This window comes from Pseudomonas sp. GQ91 (assembly GCF_059758795.1).
In genome coordinates this window covers 1-16,244 of record NZ_JCAXED010000026.1, presented here as the reverse complement: position 1 = coordinate 16,244, position 16,244 = coordinate 1, and the positions used below count along the sequence as shown (strand labels likewise).

At 59.2% G+C, this 16,244-nt stretch carries 12 protein-coding genes; 6 read left to right on the top strand and 6 right to left on the bottom strand.

Annotation, left to right across the window (positions count from 1 at the left end):
- Positions 1-6 precede the first annotated feature (6 nt).
- Complete coding sequence (locus AC6CIA_RS25780) at positions 7-462, top strand: thioesterase domain-containing protein (RefSeq protein ID WP_498315913.1); 456 nt, start codon at positions 7-9, stop codon at positions 460-462.
- 127 nt (positions 463-589) lie between these two features.
- Here the strand turns inward: AC6CIA_RS25780 and cysQ are convergent, their stop codons facing one another.
- Positions 590-1,426, bottom strand: a complete 837-nt coding sequence (gene cysQ, locus AC6CIA_RS25775; protein ID WP_498315911.1) for a 3'(2'),5'-bisphosphate nucleotidase CysQ — start codon at positions 1,424-1,426, stop codon at positions 590-592.
- Positions 1,423-1,989, bottom strand: coding sequence for an ADP compounds hydrolase NudE (nudE, locus tag AC6CIA_RS25770; RefSeq protein ID WP_339529326.1), 567 nt, complete (start codon positions 1,987-1,989; stop codon positions 1,423-1,425). The genes cysQ and nudE overlap by 4 nt, the downstream gene beginning before the upstream one ends.
- A gap of 95 nt (positions 1,990-2,084) precedes the next feature.
- Here nudE and yrfG point away from each other — a divergent pair, with 95 nt between their 5' ends.
- Positions 2,085-2,747 (top strand): GMP/IMP nucleotidase, encoded by a 663-nt coding sequence (yrfG, locus tag AC6CIA_RS25765; protein ID WP_498315909.1) that lies wholly within the window; start codon positions 2,085-2,087, stop codon positions 2,745-2,747.
- A 121-nt stretch (positions 2,748-2,868) separates the two neighbouring features.
- On the opposite strand, the gene lysM is transcribed toward yrfG, so the two are convergent.
- Complete coding sequence (gene lysM, locus AC6CIA_RS25760; protein WP_339529324.1) at positions 2,869-3,309, bottom strand: peptidoglycan-binding protein LysM; 441 nt, start codon at positions 3,307-3,309, stop codon at positions 2,869-2,871.
- A gap of 132 nt (positions 3,310-3,441) precedes the next feature.
- Here lysM and AC6CIA_RS25755 point away from each other — a divergent pair, with 132 nt between their 5' ends.
- From AC6CIA_RS25755 to AC6CIA_RS25740, 4 genes are all read left to right on the top strand, one after another.
- The gene (locus AC6CIA_RS25755) at positions 3,442-4,329 is read left to right on the top strand and encodes a LysR family transcriptional regulator (protein WP_498315906.1); all 888 of its coding nucleotides are present in this window, start codon (positions 3,442-3,444) and stop codon (positions 4,327-4,329) included.
- A 97-nt stretch (positions 4,330-4,426) separates the two neighbouring features.
- Positions 4,427-5,266, top strand: a complete 840-nt coding sequence (gene fdhD / locus AC6CIA_RS25750) for a formate dehydrogenase accessory sulfurtransferase FdhD (protein ID WP_339529322.1) — start codon at positions 4,427-4,429, stop codon at positions 5,264-5,266.
- Complete coding sequence (locus tag AC6CIA_RS25745) at positions 5,263-7,611, top strand: FdhF/YdeP family oxidoreductase (RefSeq protein WP_339529321.1); 2,349 nt, start codon at positions 5,263-5,265, stop codon at positions 7,609-7,611. Before fdhD ends, AC6CIA_RS25745 begins: the two co-directional genes overlap by 4 nt.
- A gap of 381 nt (positions 7,612-7,992) precedes the next feature.
- On the top strand, positions 7,993-8,472 hold the full coding sequence (locus tag AC6CIA_RS25740) for a glycine zipper domain-containing protein (RefSeq protein WP_339529320.1): 480 nt from the start codon (positions 7,993-7,995) through the stop codon (positions 8,470-8,472).
- Positions 8,473-8,534: 62 nt separating this feature from the next.
- Here the strand turns inward: AC6CIA_RS25740 and AC6CIA_RS25735 are convergent, their stop codons facing one another.
- The 3 genes from AC6CIA_RS25735 to AC6CIA_RS25725 all read right to left on the bottom strand — a co-directional run.
- Complete coding sequence (locus AC6CIA_RS25735; RefSeq protein ID WP_498315904.1) at positions 8,535-8,966, bottom strand: acyl-CoA thioesterase; 432 nt, start codon at positions 8,964-8,966, stop codon at positions 8,535-8,537.
- Positions 8,967-8,989: 23 nt separating this feature from the next.
- Positions 8,990-10,927, bottom strand: a complete 1,938-nt coding sequence (locus AC6CIA_RS25730; protein WP_498315902.1) for a RecQ family ATP-dependent DNA helicase — start codon at positions 10,925-10,927, stop codon at positions 8,990-8,992.
- 190 nt (positions 10,928-11,117) lie between these two features.
- Positions 11,118-16,244: TcdA/TcdB pore-forming domain-containing protein (locus AC6CIA_RS25725; RefSeq protein ID WP_498315900.1), on the bottom strand; the 5,127-nt coding region annotated here is incomplete at its 5' end.

The following is a 16,244-nucleotide window of genomic DNA, read 5'->3' as shown; positions in this document are numbered from 1 at the left end:
GCCACCATGAGCCGCGATAGCCGTTACCTGGAATCCATCCTTCATCACGATATCCCCCTGACCCGGGAGATGGGCCTCAAGGTACTCGGCTGGCAGGATCGGCAGTTACAGTTGCATTTGCCGCTGCAAGCCAACATCAATCACAAAAGCACCATGTTCGGTGGCAGCCTGTATTGCGGTGCGGTCCTCGCGGGCTGGGGCTGGCTGCACCTGCAACTGCGTGAAGAGGGGATCGAAGACGGACATATCGTGATTCAAGAGGGCCAGATCAGCTATCCGCTCCCCGTCACCCGCGATGCCACGGTGCTTTGCCAGGCACCGGAGGACAAGGTCTGGAAACGCTTTGTGGCGACCTACAAGCGCTACGGCCGGGCACGGTTGACGCTGGACACCTGGATTGTGAATGAAGGCAGTGAAGAGCAGGCGGTGGTTTTTACCGGCCAGTACGTCCTGCACCGCTAAAAGCCACAACACCTGACCAATGTGGGAGCGGGCTTGCTCGCGATGGCGCTGGGTCAGGAATTGATTTGCTGACTGACACGCCGCCATCGCGAGCAAGCCCGCTCCCACAGGTCGATTTGCCTTGCGCTCAAGAACGCGCCAAGGCCAGCAAGCGCTCGCGCCAGACGGCCTTGGCCGGCAAAGCCAGAAAGTAGGGATTCAATAACGATTCGCGCGGCGGATAGCTGAAAGGCCGGCCATTCAACTCCAGCACTTCCCCACCAGCGCCTTCCAGCACACCTTGGGCCGCCGCGGTGTCCCACTGCGAAGTCGGCGCCAGCCGCGGATAGCAATCGGCGCTGCCTTCGGCCAGCAGGCAGAATTTCAATGAACTGCCGATATTCGCCAGCTTCAATTCACCCAGCCCTTCACTCAGCCCGTTCAGCAAACGATCCTGCTCGGGGCTGGTATGGCGACGGCTGGCAACCACCGTAAAGGCCTCGCCCGTTGCCGGAGTCTGACGTACCTGAATCTGCCGGGGTGCTTCATTCAAATCGGAGCGCCACGCACCCAGGCCCGCGCCACCGAAGTAGCAGCGACCACTGGTGGGCATCGACACCACGCCGAACACCACGCGGCCCTGTTCGATCAAGGCGATATTGACGGTGAACTCTTCACTGCCGCTGATAAATTCCTTGGTGCCGTCCAGCGGGTCCACCAGCCACCAGCGCTGCCAACCGGCACGCACGCGCTGATCGATATCGGCATCTTCTTCCGACAGCACCGGAATGCTCGGGTCCAGCGCGGTGAGCCCTTCGAGGATCAGGTGATGAGCCGCCAGGTCGGCTGCCGTGACGGGCGAATCATCCGTCTTGGTCGTCACGGCCACATCGGCACGCCAGTACGGCAGGATGACTTCGCCCGCCTGACGGGCCAGCTCAATCACAGGTGCAATCAACGCATGACCGAGGAACAATTCACTCATGGCTGGAACGCTCCACGCTGAGTCAGCAAGTCACGCACCAGATACAACGCGGCCAGCGCCCGGCCTTCGCTGAACTGCTCGTTCTGCGCCAACTGCGAGAGTTCGCGCAGGTTGACCCGATCGACCCGCATCGGCTCGGGCTCGTCGCCCTCCAGACGTTCCTCGTAGAGGTCAGTGGCCAACACCACCTGGATTTTCTGGCTCATGTAACCGGGGGACAGCGAGAGTTCGGTGAGGTGCTCCAACTGCCGGGCGCCGTAACCGGCTTCTTCCTTGAGCTCCCGGTCTGCCGCCGCCAATACATCTTCACCCGGCTCGATCAGGCCCTTGGGCAGCGACAGTTCATATTCATCGGTTCCGCCGCAGTACTCTTCCACCAGCAGCGCATGGTCAGCGTCGATCATTGCCACGATCATCACCGCGCCATAGCCTGTGCCTCTGCCCACCAACCGCTCGTAGGTCCGCTCCACGCCGTTGGAAAAGCGCAGTTGCACCTCCTCCACTCGGAACAAACGGCTACTGGCGACGATTTCTCGGGCGAGGACGGTGGGTTTCTGGCGCATAAACGGCTCCTTGACGTGATCGGGTTACTATACCGTGGCTTTTCCGATTGTCTGTGTCGGATATATTTACTTACTTGCTTGCTTGAGAGCCCATCATGCCGTCATTGCCCTGGTCCGATATCGATACCGTCCTGCTGGACATGGACGGCACCTTGCTCGACCTGCACTACGACAACCATTTCTGGATGGAACACTTGCCCCAGCGGTACGCCGAACTGCATGGCGTGAGCCGGGCGATGGCCGAGATGGAGTTGCAGCCGCTGTTCGAGCGTAACGCCGGACAATTGCAATGGTATTGCCTGGACTTCTGGAGCGCCGAGTTGAAGCTCCCGGTGCGCGAACTCAAATTGGAAACGGCTCACCTGATCGCCTTGCGCCCGGACGCCGACACCTTTCTGGCGGCGATCAAACAGGCCGGCAAGCGTGTCATCCTGATCACCAATGCCCACCGCGACTCGCTGTCATTGAAGTTGGAACGGATCGAACTGGCAGCGTATTTCGAGCGCCTGATCAGTTCCCATGATTATGGTTTCGCCAAGGAAAACCCGCAGTTCTGGGACGCTTTGCAAGCAGACATCGACTTCGATCCGGCCCGCAGCCTGTTTATCGACGACACTTTACCGATCCTGCGCAGTGCGCGGGATTTTGGCGTGGGGTATTTGCTGGCGGTGCAAGCGCCGGACAGCCACAAGGGGCCGAAGGACACGGCAGAGTTTGCCGCGGTGGGCGACTATCGGAAATTGATCAGCGGACTCTAAAGCGATGTGTGACACCCTGTGGGAGCGGGCTTGCTCGCGATGGCGGTGTATCAGTCAGCAGATGTATGTCTGACACACCGCCATCGCGAGCAAGCCCGCTCCCACATATCGGCCCCGCGTGTTACTCAGGAATGCGCAGCGTCTGCCCTGGATAGATCTTGTCCGGATGCGACAACATTGGCTTGTTGGCCTCGAAGATTTTGTTGTACTGGTTGGCATCGCCATAGACTGTCTTGGAGATCGCGCTCAGGGTGTCGCCGCTTTTCACCACGACAAAGCGCGAGGCGACAACCACAGGTCCAGCTACGGTGATCTGGTCATCCACAGTAGCCACGCCGGCAATATTGCCCAGCGCCAGCAAAATCTTCTCTTTTTCTTCCTGGGAAGCGACTTCACCGGTGACCGTTACCTTGTCGCCATCCACCGTGGTCTGCACATTCGGATTCCCCAGACCCACTTTGGCGACGTGATCCTTCAACTGCTCACTTGCGTTCGCGTTACCCGGCGTCAACAGATCAACGATTTTCTCGCCTGCTTCCTTGATAAAACTAAAAAGACTCATAGTGCGCTCTCCTTGGGATTTGATTTCCAGATGCCAAAGACTAGACCAGTCTTACAGATCTTGGTTCCGGCCCGACCAATAACGCAAACGCGCTAGAATCCCCCAGCCGTTGGAATAAGCCCTGGAGCGAAGATGGACATCAAACAACTGAAATTCCTCATCGCCCTCGACGAAACCCGTCACTTCGGCCAGGCGGCGGCGCGTTGCCACATTACCCAACCGACGTTGTCGATGCGCTTGCGCAGCCTGGAAGAAGAGCTGCAACTGCCGCTGGTCAATCGCGGCCAGCGTTTCGAAGGCTTCACGGCGCCCGGCGAGCGTGTGCTGGCCTGGGCCCGCACGGTGCTGGCGGCCTATGACGGCCTGCAGGCCGAGGCAGCAGCCTGTCGCGGGAATCTGGTGGGTACGCTGCGCCTGGGCGTGGTGCCGCTGTCGAGCTTCGATCCTCTGGCATTAATGCAACAACTGCACAAACAACACCCCAGCCTGCGTTTTGAACTGTCGGCGTTGAGCTCCGAACAGATTCTCGAGCAACTGGCAAGCAATCGCCTGGATCTCGGCGTGTCTTATCTTGAACGTCTGGACGCCGAGCGCTTCGACTCCCTGGCACTCGACGAAACCCGCATGGGCCTGCTGTATGACCAGCGGTTTTTCAACTTCGGCGAAAAGCCCCTGAGCTGGGAAGCGCTGATCGAACTGCCGCTGGGCATGCTCACCAGCGGCATGCACTTTCGCCAGTCCATCGACCACAATTTCCATAGCCGTGGCCTGACGCCACAACCGCTGTTGCAAACCGATGCCGTCCATCAGCTATTGCAGGCGGTGCATGGCGGCCTGTGTTGCGCGGTGATGCCGCTGGACGGTGGGCTCGAGGCCCTGACCGAGCACCTGCGCCTGCAGCCCATCGCAGACGCCCAGACGCTGGCCCGCCTGGGGCTGATCATGCGCCGCAGCGCGCCACGTTCGGCGCTGGCGGAGGCGTGTTTCGCGCTTTATCAGAAATCGCAGCTGGCACCTTGATCGACGTCATCTATCGGCAGATCAGTACTGGCGATTAGACGCGACGGTTTGTCGCGCCTAGTCTTAACACTGACCATGTCGTCGGTGACCCAGCCCCATGAAAGCCCAGCGCCCAGCTTGCGCGGTGCCCGCCCTGACAACGCCCGCGCCCGCCGCCAGCCAGGATTACCAGTACTGCAACCTCGATCATTCGGAATCGGCCAGCACCGCGCTGGCCGAAGAAGTGGCGTTGGCGATTGCTTATAACGACATCAGCCAGGCCGTCATGCTGGTCACCCCCACGGATCTGGAAGACTTTATCGTCGGTTTCAGCCTGGGCAGCGGCATCATCAACGACGTCAGCGATATCTACGACCTGCAACTCAGCGGCTCGGGCTCGGCCCAGTCTGCTCAGGTACAGATCTCCAGCCGTGCGTTCTGGAACCTCAAGCAGCAACGTCGGCAATTGGCGGGCACCAGCGGCTGCGGCCTGTGCGGCGTGGAAGCGCTGGAACAGGCGCTGCCGGACCTGAATGTGCTGCCCGGCGCGCCGTTGCCACCCGCCGCCTGGCTCGACGGCCTGCGCCAGCGCATCAGCGCCTTTCAGCCGCTGGGTCAGTACAGCGGCGCGGTGCATGCCGCGGTGTTTATGAATAACCAGGGCGAACTGTTGCTGGGTCGCGAAGACATCGGTCGGCATAACGCTCTGGACAAGCTGATCGGCGCGCTCATCCGACAAAACATTGCCACCGACGGTGGCCTGGCAATTGTCACCAGCCGTTGCAGCCTCGAACTGATCCAGAAAGTCCTGCGCGCCGGCATCCAGACCCTGGTCAGCCTGTCGTCGCCTACCGGCCTGGCCCTGCAATGGGCGCGCCGGCACAACCTCAACCTCATCCACCTGCCGCAGAAAAGTGCGCCGCGGGTCTATAGCCCTGCGATGGAGAACCAAGCGTGAGCACTCATCATCAAGCCGACCAAACCCCGACTCCACGCTACAAGCCCTACAAAGGCCCGGCCGGTGGCTGGGGCGCGCTGATCAGCGTGGCACAGGCCTGGTTGACCAGCGACAACGCGCTGAAAAACCTGCGCATGATGCTCAAGACCAATCAGAACGGTGGTTTTGACTGCCCCGGCTGCGCCTGGGGCGACTCGCCGGAAAGCGGTATGGTCAAGTTTTGCGAAAACGGCGCCAAGGCGGTCAACTGGGAAGCCACCAAACGTCGAGTCGATGCCGCGTTCTTTGCCAAACACAGCGTCAGCTCGCTGCTGGAACAGAGCGACTACTGGCTGGAATATCAGGGCCGCCTGACGGAGCCAATGAGCTACGACGCCGAGACCGACCGTTACAAACCCATCAGTTGGGAGTCGGCGTTCGACCTGATCGGCAAACATTTGCAAGCGCTGCCAAGCCCGGACATGGCCGAGTTCTACACCTCGGGCCGGGCGAGCAACGAAGCAGCGTACCTGTATCAGTTGTTCGTGCGCGCCTACGGCACCAACAACTTCCCGGATTGTTCGAACATGTGCCACGAAGCCAGCGGCGTGGCCCTGGCGCAAAGCGTGGGTGTCGGCAAAGGCACCGTGACCTTTGATGATTTCGAGCATGCCGACGCGATTTTCGTCTGGGGCCAAAACCCTGGCACCAACCATCCACGAATGCTTGAGCCGTTGCGCGAAGCGGTGAAACGCGGCGCTCAGGTGGTGTGTATCAACCCGCTGAAAGAGCGCGGCCTGGAGCGCTTCCAGCATCCGCAACACCCGCTGGAAATGCTTACCAACGGCGACAAGCCGACCAACACCGCGTATTTCCGCCCGGCGCTGGGCGGCGATATGGCAATCCTGCGCGGCATGGCCAAGTTTCTGCTGCTGTGGGAACGCCAGGCGCAGGCAGAGGGTAAGGAAGCGGTCTTCGACCATGACTTCCTCAACGAACACACGACCCATGTCCTCGATTATCTGGGCCGTATCGATGACACCTCCTGGGATGACATCGTGGAACAGTCCGGCCTGCCGCTGGTCGAGATCGAACAAGCCGCGCGCATGTATGCCAAAGGCAAGAACGTGATCATGTGCTGGGCCATGGGCATCACCCAGCACCGGCACTCGGTGCCGACCATCCAGGAAATCGCCAACCTGATGCTGCTGCGCGGCAACATTGGTCGTCCCGGCGCCGGACTGTGCCCGGTGCGCGGCCACAGCAACGTGCAGGGCGACCGCACCATGGGCATCAACGAACGGCCACCCGTGGCCTTTCTCGACGCTCTGGAGCGGCGCTTCCAGTTCAAGGTACCCCGTGACAACGGCCACAACGTGGTGGAAGCGATCCACGCCATGCTTGAAGGCCGCGCCAAGGTCTTTATCGGCCTGGGCGGCAACTTCGCCCAGGCCACGCCGGACAGCCCACGGACCTTCCAGGCCTTGCGCAATTGCGACCTGACCGTTCAGATCAGTACCAAGCTCAATCGCAGCCATCTGACCCACGGCAAGCAAGCACTGATCCTGCCGTGCCTGGGCCGTACCGACATTGATGTTCAAGCCGAAGGCCCGCAAGCGGTGACGGTGGAAGACTCGTTCAGCATGGTCCACGGTTCAAATGGCCAATTGCAGCCGTTGTCGAAACTGATGAAATCGGAACCTGCGATTCTCGCCGGTATCGCCGCCGCGACCCTGGGCAGCAAACCGGTGGACTGGAACTGGCTGGTGGCCGATTACAGCCGCATCCGCAACCTGATCGCCGAGACCATCCCAGGCTTCAAGGACTTCAATGAGCGGGTGCAGAACCCGGGCGGTTTCTACCTGGGCAACAGCGCGGGCGCCCGCCGCTGGAACACCCCATCAGGTCGCGCCAATTTTCGCGCAAACAGTCTGCCCAAGGACCTGGTTCACGAACGCACCCGCGCCACTGGCCAGTTGCCGGATCTGATCATGCAGTCGATGCGCTCCCATGATCAGTACAACACCACGATTTACGGCCTGGATGACCGCTATCGTGGGGTCAAGGGTCAGCGAGACGTATTGTTCGTCAATGAAGCCGACATCATCCGCCTGGGGTTCAAGCCGGGGCAGAAGGCCGATATTGTATCGATCTGGGATGATGGCATTGAGCGGCGGGTCAAGGGCTTTACCTTGCTGGCATTTGATATTCCGGCGGGACAGGCCGCAGCCTATTACCCGGAAGTAAACCCGCTGGTGCCGTTGGAAAGCACCGGGGATGGCAGCCATACGCCAACCTCCAAGTTCGTGGCGATTCGCCTGGAGGCGGCCAGCGAGAACGGCCTGATCATGGCGCGCACGGCTTAAAACCGCCTGCATGCTCCAAGACGGCCTTCAGCGACTGAAAACCAGGCGCAAAAAAGGCCCGTTCAAGGACCGTAATGTTGTTCAGTTAAGGCTTTTTTGTAGGAGCGAGCTTGCTCGCGAAGAACTCATAGGTGCCGCGTTTATCCAGAAAACACGCGTATCGTTGACGCTTTTCGCGAGCCAGCTTGCGCCTACAGTGGTCACTACTTGCTTAAAAGCGACCGCTCTGAAGTGACTAATGACCTGCAAAAATGACTTAAGTTCCCGATAAAAATCAGCAACTTAGATAATTGTATACAACCAGCGCCGCTGGTCGGATTTCAATTGTCAGCGCTTCGATACGACCTCAGGATCGCGGCGTCATCCTCTTGAGGTTCCCCTATGAAGTTCTCCTCGATTCTCTTGTTGTCCCTGGGCCTGGTCAGTGGCGCAGCCATGGCCGGTGGCACCACCGAAGCCGGTGTAGGCGGCGCATTGGGCGGGGTTTTAGGTTCGGTTGTTGGCCAGCAGTTGGGCGGCAACACCGGCTCGGCCATCGGCGCGGCCCTAGGCGGCGCTGGCGGCAGCGCGGTAGGCGCGGACAAACGCAGCCGGGGCGAAGCAGCCATTGGCGGCGCGCTGGGCGCAGCGGGCGGTAACGTGGTCGGCCGCAGTGTCGGCGGCAACACCGGCAGCCTGATCGGTGCGGCAGCGGGCGGCGGTGCCGGCGGCGCGCTGGGCAACTACATGGGCAACAAGAGCGATGACGACGACCGTCGTTACCGCGGACGCGATGATCGTCGCTACTACCGTGACGGCCACCGGGGTCGTGGCCATGCCTACGGCCACCGCAAGAACAAACATCATTACCGTCATCGCTGATCCCGCATGAATCCTGCCCTGGCCCTCGGATCGCGCTTGCGCGGCGAGGGCCAGGACCGGTTCTACCTGACCAGTTGCTGCAGCGCCTCTCGCAACCCTCCCGGGATCGACACCGGCTGGTTCGTCGCCCGATCCACAAACACATGCACAAACCGCCCGGCCGCGCAGGCTTCGTCTTCGCCCGTCTTGAACACCGCCAGCTCATAACACACCGAACTGTTGCCCAACTTGCCAACCCGTAGTCCGATTTCGATACGCTCGGGAAAAGCGATCGAGGCGAAATAGTCGCACGCCGAACTCACCACAAATCCCACCACCCCGCCATCATGGATATCCAGCCCGCCCTCTTCTATCAGGTAGGTATTCACCGCCGTGTCGAAAAAGCTGTAATAGGTGACGTTATTCACATGGCCGTACACGTCGTTGTCGTGCCAGCGCGTAATGATCGGCTGGAAGTGTCGGTAATCGGCACGCTGGGGCGTTGAGTCGGGCATGGGCAAGTCTCATGAAAGTGAATTTACGGACGGTTCAAATGAACCTCGACCCATTCCCGCACTTCAGCGTAGGGATACGCCTCCAGCGCCGCAAATGCGGGGATGGATCTGGCCTTGAGCCGGGTGAATAACGGCACGCTGATGCCGCATAGAAACCGCGTCACACGCTCAGCGCTGGGCAGGTTGCCAGTGTGCTGATGATGCCTGTGGATAAAATCCCCGCACAACCCCTCAAAGTCTTTATCCACAAGCGCCGGCAAGTCGGGCGGAGATGGCAAGTGCGCGACTTGGCCATGGCAGACCGAACAATGCCCGCATTGCATGGGCGCGCTTTCGTCACCGAAATATTCAGCCAGCCGGTAGCCCAGGCAACGCTCGGTGGCAAACAGATCCAGCATTGCGTGAATCCGCGCCACCTCCTTCGCTTCGTGCTGCCTGAAGCCTGTGTATAACTCGACGCTCAAGGCCTGGAGATCAAAGCCGGTATCCAACAGGCTGTAGACCTCGGTCATCTGCTTGCTTTCCAGTTCGATCAAGCCTTGTTCCTGGAAGTAATCCAAGGCCTTCACCACACGGCTGCGCTCGGCTTGATGGTGTTGATAAAGCGTATCGAAATCCACCGTGGCCCAGGTCCTCGCACGCTTGCAGGCCTGGATGATGGCTGAGACAAACTGCTGGCGCTCACCGGAAAAGCGTGCCAGCAATGCCTCAGGCTCCACCCGGTATTTGAAACGGTACTCGGCATAATAGGCGTAGCGAGGAGCAATCACGCCCTTGAGTTCCAGCTGCACCAACAGGGTCTTGAGCGGCAGCTCGCGGATATTGCTGAGTTCCGCCAGCGGCCTCAACAGGAACTCCCACTGCGCCTCTCCACGGGCCGCCAGCAGCTCCTCCAGCACACACCGAATGCCTTGCTCCTCCGGCGTATCACCATAAACGAAATTTTCCAGCACATTGAGGCTGTCGCGATTTGCCAGCACCAGGCAGTCGGCGTCCTGGCCGTCCCGACCGGCGCGGCCAATTTCCTGGCTGTAATTCTCGATGGACTTCGGTAAATCGAAGTGCACGACATTGCGGATATCGCTCTTGTCGATGCCCATGCCAAACGCAATGGTGGCGACAATGCAATTGGACTGCCCGCCCATGAATCGCTGCTGGATGCCCTCGCGCTTTTCGTGGGGCAGACCGGCGTGGTAAGCCTCGGCCTGGATTCCAGCGCGGTTCAAATGTTCGGCAATATGCTCGGCGGTTTTCTGTAGGGTGACGTAGACGATGCTGGGCTGGCCTGCTCGCTCGCACATCCACTCCACCAGCCTGCGGCGCTTGTCGACACCGCTGACCGGTTCCACCAGCAGGTTGAGATTGGGTCGATAAAAACCGGTGGTGATCACATCCTCGGCGGCGATCGAGAACTTCGCCTGCATGTCTGCGATCACCTTGGGCGTGGCGGTGGCGGTCAGCAGCAACGCCTGAGGGATGCGGAACTGACGCTGGTAGTCAGGCAATTTCAGGTAGTCCGGGCGAAAGTTGTGCCCCCATTCGGAGATGCAGTGCGCCTCGTCCACCACCAGTAGCGAGATCGGCACGCTTTGCAGGAAATTCCGAAAACGCTCGTTTTTCAGGCGCTCCACGGAAATCATCAGAATTTTCAACTCGCCGGAACGTGCCCGGGCCATCACGTCATTGGCGTCCTCGCGGCTCTGGGCCGAATCGATACTGCCGGCCGAAATACCGTGACGCTGTAAAAAACCCAATTGGTCCTGCATCAGCGCCAACAACGGCGACACCACCAGCGTCAGGTGTGGCAGCAGCACCGCAGGCAATTGGTAACACAAGGACTTGCCCGAACCGGTGGGAAAGATCGCCGCCGCCGAGCGAGCGGCCAGCACGGCGCTGACGGCCGCTTCCTGGCCCGGACGAAACTGTGGATAACCAAAGACCTGCTGGAGGGTGTTGTGCATAAGCTGTCACTCCATTGACCGCTGAACAGGCTCAAAACATAGCCCGGTATTTTCAGCGAATCGAGAAAGGTCGCCAGAAAAAAGGAGACAGGATGATACACAGGACGCGGAGTGGCAGCGGGCCAAACCGACAGGATCCGACGGGTGTTGTGGGCAAAGACAACAGCGCATGACGGTGAAATCCAGAGGCTTACCGCAACGCGATACTGAGGTCCACCAGCGCGCCCGAGGCATAACTGCGCTTGATAAAGTTATCGACCAGGCAAGTGATACGCACCAGATCCGTGGCATCCGGCAGCTCGATCAAGGGATTATCCGACCGCTGATTGAATGCCTTGCGCACCACCAAGGTTGCGCCAGTGTTGCCATCGGTCAGTAACAGATCGTCATCACTCCGGGACACCAGAATAGCCTTCGAATCAGTCATCGCCAGGTGTATTCGATTCAACACCGCGGCCGGATGAGCGTGATCAAGGATCACAGTGCGATAGTGCGCCCAGACCTCCGCTCCGAGAGTGTAAAAATTGATACCGGCATTCCCGCACACTATCAAGTTGTCGACCCCGGCAAGAATGAGTGGGGTGACGTCGTTTTGGGTCATTTGCAGCGATAACGTTGCGCCGAAACGCTTCACCCCTGTGAACTCGGCCAACAACCGCGGGGCGTTTTCCGTGATCAGGTAGAGCGCCTGATTCGTCGAGCAATACACATAAGCCGCCGCCTGCCCAACGGCGACACCCAGGAAGCACAAGTTATCCGCTGCATGAATGCCACGACTCGAGAATACCTGGCCACTGTCGACATCGAACCAGCCTTGCATGCCATCGCCCAGCAAGGTCAAGACACCTTTGGCATCCCACTGCCTGGCAAGTGCTGCAAGTGCTTCAGGTAATCGGTAACGGTTCTTCACTTGCGCCTCGGCATCAAACGCCAACCACTGCCACCAGGCGTTGTACGTCTGCATGTCCTGTTGCCACTGTGCATCGACAGCAACCAGTTGCAACGCCCCGTTGGGCGTCCGCAACAGAACCTCCCCATTGACCGTCATCAGGCGTATCCCCGCATCCACCTGCTCTGCTGACTGGAAACGCTGCTCTGGCGCTGGCTCGGTGGCCACGGGAATCGGCGCCGATGCTTTGAGTCGCGCATCCGTCCCAAACGCAACTGCGAGTTCATTCGCAGCCAGGGACCGCTGGAAATACAACGTGCCACTCGCGGGTTCAAAGAGCCGCGCCGTCGTGTCATCCGCTTCGAAGCCAAGGAACTGCAGGGTTTTACCTTGCAGAAATGCCGCAGCCACGACCACCTGAGCGTTGTGGTACCACACCGGTAGCGCACGCTTGCCATCGACGCCCTTGACCCCGAATACGGCCAATGTTGCATGGCCATCGGCGACACCGGCGAGGTCTTTCCACCAGCTGACACGCCCCTGGAGCCAATGCTCATTGACGGCTTCGTAACTGAGTTGCCCCAGCGCATTGAGCCGGGCCACGCGTCCATCCTCGGTGATGGCGATCAAGTGACCGCTGATGTTGAGCACATTCGCCAGGATCGGGGTGGTTACCCGCGATGCTGTGGGGCGCTCGTCATTAATTGAAGCGGGCCCGGGGCCCTTTTGCCGGAATAGAGCCTTTTGTACCTTGCTGTAGAAAAAGAACACTTCCCCACCATCGGGGAGGAGCATGTTGCCTGCCAACACCAGGTCGTCGGGGATCGGCCAAGCGCTGTGCGCTTGTTCACCCGCCTCAGACTGCCGGGAATCAGCCGCGAGGGGCTCAAGATTCGGTTTGATCACAAGATCGTTGGGGGTACGAATCCAATAGCGGTGATCCACGCCGGCATCATCTGTGCCATGGATCATCATCAACTCTGCCTTGGTCGGTTCAATCAATCGACCCAGCGTATGGGTTGGAACACCGGTCTTTAAGCCTGGGAAAATATTAGCGGTGTTGGACTGCCACAATGAGCGCAGCAGGAAGTCGTGCCCCGTCGTGCGAAGCAACTCCATTCGAGTCCCATGAATCTGGTAGACGGACTCGCTCTGCGGCTTGCCGTTCGCCGGATGGCGATGGGTGAGGTAGACCGCCTCGCCCTGTTGCCATAGTCGAAGGGACTGAGATTCATGCAGGCCGAGAAATGGATTGAACTGCCCTTCCACCTGACCAGTGGCGATGATTACCCGCCACGCGATGGCCTGCTCGGCGTGGTAGAAATAGGCGTGCTCATTCGTCACCGCCCCCAAGCGAGCATGCTTGGCCAGCTCATCGCACGTATCGGTAAACAGCATCCGATTCCTGGACACGTCGTAGAACGCGCGGCCAACCCTGCGATCGTTGTGCCTGTAGTTCTCGACCAGCACAAACTGCCCCTGCAACCGATGGGCCTTGGCCAAGGCCTGTAAGTGCTGCTCGATAGACAGTCCAGGCGCCGGCCACTGGCTGGCGTCGATGCGCTCGACCTGGGTGGTTTTAGTCGCGAAGTTAACCTTGAGTTGTTCGCGGTCATGCTGGACGAGGCGAATATCATCAACATGCGCAGGATCAATATCGACCAGAACGCCACCGATCATCAGCCGGTAATACAGCACTTCGTCGCCAGCGGGATCACACAGCGAGTCCATGAAGCGGATGACGTCACTTTCTAGATGGCGGGTAATCATTATCCAAGTCGACGGTGTACTTTTCTCTACGCGTACGTGCGCCCCCTCGTTGAGTTCAATCTGGTAGACGCCACCACCTCCCGTGAACCTGTAGTTGAGGTAGCCATACAATTCCTTGGGTAAGGTCGGCACCAGCAACTGCCGATCGGTGTTGTCGAGTACCACCGCGATGGTGGTCTTGACGTACTCATGATGGATCCTGCGAATTATCTGCTCGCCAGGAAAGACGTAGAACGCGAAGGAGAACTTATCGCTCTGAAGCCTGCGGATGACATCAAACCCCGTATCGTGGCGACCCGTGGCAAAAGGCAGCAGCCCATAATCATGCGAAATATAGGATTTGGGAGTACTGGGAAGAATAACCACCCTGGCTTCACGCTGCGCAATCGGCTGGCAGCCAGCGCCATAACCAATCCCGCTGCGCACCTCAATGGCGTGATCGCGCTTGAGGTCGATCTGTGGAAGGTCGCCAATCCATGTGTAATGGGTGCTGTAGATATATTGGCTGGCAAATTCGATCTGGCCTTTGCCAAGGTCAAGACGCTGAACCACTGCACCGGCCAGGGGCACCAGTACATCCTGGCTGGCCTCGTAGCGATAGCCGTGGTTTTTATAGGCGGTATCGACCATCTCGAAGTAGCGCCCCACCGCCTTGGCATCCTCGGCCACGGAACCGAAGGCCTGGGCGAGCGCCGTGAAACCCACGCCCAGTCCGCCCAGAATAACGCCGCCGCTAGAAAACAAGGTGGCGAGCGTGGAGGCCTCCATCAGTCCAGCGGTCACTCCCACGCTGCTTGTCACCAAGCTCGCAGAGTCAAATGCCAACTGGGTGCCAAACACCGCCTTCTGTGTCTCATTCTCGGCATAAGCCAATTCGTAAGCGTCTATCCCTACCATCACCTCGCCAAACAACACCCCGACACCTTCGTTAAGGGTGCGCCCCAAGGCCGAAACAAAACGGCCGGCGATCACCTCCTCGTTGCGTAACGCCGTGACCAGCTCGATGACCTGGGATACATCCTGTACTGCCCCATGCACCATCTGGGCGGAATTAACGTAGCTGTGAAGCTTGAGCAAGGTGGCAAGCTCCGGCGAAGAACGCGTGTTTCGCGCTTCTTTGCGATGCTTGTCGGCGAACCACTGAATCAGTGCCTGCAGCGCAAACCCGGCATTTAAGCCATCCAACGGAGCCGCCGCCGCCACCCCGCCCTCAGGTCTGAACGGCTCGCCCTTTAGCGAAAAATGTTGATCCAGAGTCTGCAGATGCTGATCAACAAAACGGCGGTACTTAAGGCACGTGGCATCACTGGTTTCTACCCAGCGGATTTTTCCAGGCTGGTTGCGATCGATAAATTGAACCCGGAAGCGGCCGTCGCCGAGATCCTGGGTATTATCGATCACCAGCACCCAGCGCTCGTTCAGACTCGCGCTATTCGCCAGGACGGTACTGGCGGCATAGAACCGTGCCCCCCAGCGTTCGGCATCCAAGGTTGCCAGAGCCGTACGCAGTTGCAGATCCTCCGCGATTCGCACGTGCGTGTTGACTGTCTGTTCGGCCTGCGAGCGTACTTCATTGACACGTTCCAACTCCTCGGACTGGCTCAGGTCGGCCACGTTTAGACCGAGGCCTACCGGTACCTCGGCCATCGCGCGAGTATCCATCTCGATCAGATTGAAGGCCGGTGCTGATTGACTGCCAAACGCGCCGTAATAGGCGGCCAACCCGCGCGTCACTAGATAGTGCTGCATTGCACCGGCCAGAGCGGAGACGGTGCGGAAGGCAAAAATCCCGACATTCGGGTCATAGAAATAATAACGCGACACCTCATCTGTAACGACGCTCCCGAGCAGCATCGCGTGCCAGCGGGTATTGAGTGCGAACATTGAGGTCTGTGTGGTTTTTTGCAGCCGTGACAACACCTCATCCAGTACGAGTTGCCCTATCTGGGTTGACGCCTGAACGGCATGAACATTGGAGTGCAATGCGCTCAGCGTGTCTTTGAGCAGCACGGCGTTACGCGCCTGTGGATCGGCGGTCGCCACCTGTAGCCTCTCCACCAAACGATCAACACCTTGCTGACCGCCACAGGCCAGTGCAACCGCCATAGCCCTGACCAACGGATAACAACGGCCACCGGATTGATCTGCAACCCGCAACAGAAAAAAATCCTGCACTACCAAGCGCTGAAAATCGCTGCCCGCACGCCGAAAGTCATCGCTGTACAGCTCCACACGATTCAGAACCTTGTGGAGGTACTCGTTATTCGTCTGGGCGATCTCGTAAAGCTCAGCCGGGCTTGTGGTGTGCACCGGCACTACGTTCTGACTGGGGGACTCGTCAATGCGCAATACGCCTGCCGTTCCCTCTTTGCTCTTGATCTGCTGCCATAACCAAAGATGCTCGACGTCGCGCACTTCTCTCAACAGGGTATGAAACTGCGCCTTGTAGTACTCATGAGTTAAGTTCAGCTGCCTTATTTTTTCGTCGTTGACGGCGCTGCTTCGCTGTTTAGAGAGCAGATATTTGTCGGTTATTATTTTGTCGATATCCTCTGCGACTTTAGCCTCCAGCTCTTTTCGCAGGCGGATCCAGGCAGCAATTGCCGGACTCTCATAGGAGAATCCACCGTCTATATACAGGCCGTCCGCAACCCCTTC

What these genes read in the sequence shown, in the direction of transcription:
- AC6CIA_RS25730 (WP_498315902.1), bottom strand. Translation starts at nt 10,927, where the DNA reads ATGCACAACACCCTCCAGCAGGTCTTTGGTTATCCACAGTTTCGTCCG.
- AC6CIA_RS25735 (WP_498315904.1), bottom strand. Translation starts at nt 8,966, where the DNA reads ATGCCCGACTCAACGCCCCAGCGTGCCGATTACCGACACTTCCAGCCG.
- AC6CIA_RS25755 (WP_498315906.1), top strand. Translation starts at nt 3,442, where the DNA reads ATGGACATCAAACAACTGAAATTCCTCATCGCCCTCGACGAAACCCGT.
- nudE (WP_339529326.1), bottom strand. Translation starts at nt 1,989, where the DNA reads ATGCGCCAGAAACCCACCGTCCTCGCCCGAGAAATCGTCGCCAGTAGC.
- cysQ (WP_498315911.1), bottom strand. Translation starts at nt 1,426, where the DNA reads ATGAGTGAATTGTTCCTCGGTCATGCGTTGATTGCACCTGTGATTGAG.
- AC6CIA_RS25740 (WP_339529320.1), top strand. Translation starts at nt 7,993, where the DNA reads ATGAAGTTCTCCTCGATTCTCTTGTTGTCCCTGGGCCTGGTCAGTGGC.
- yrfG (WP_498315909.1), top strand. Translation starts at nt 2,085, where the DNA reads ATGCCGTCATTGCCCTGGTCCGATATCGATACCGTCCTGCTGGACATG.
- fdhD (WP_339529322.1), top strand. Translation starts at nt 4,427, where the DNA reads ATGAAAGCCCAGCGCCCAGCTTGCGCGGTGCCCGCCCTGACAACGCCC.
- lysM (WP_339529324.1), bottom strand. Translation starts at nt 3,309, where the DNA reads ATGAGTCTTTTTAGTTTTATCAAGGAAGCAGGCGAGAAAATCGTTGAT.
- AC6CIA_RS25780 (WP_498315913.1), top strand. Translation starts at nt 7, where the DNA reads ATGAGCCGCGATAGCCGTTACCTGGAATCCATCCTTCATCACGATATC.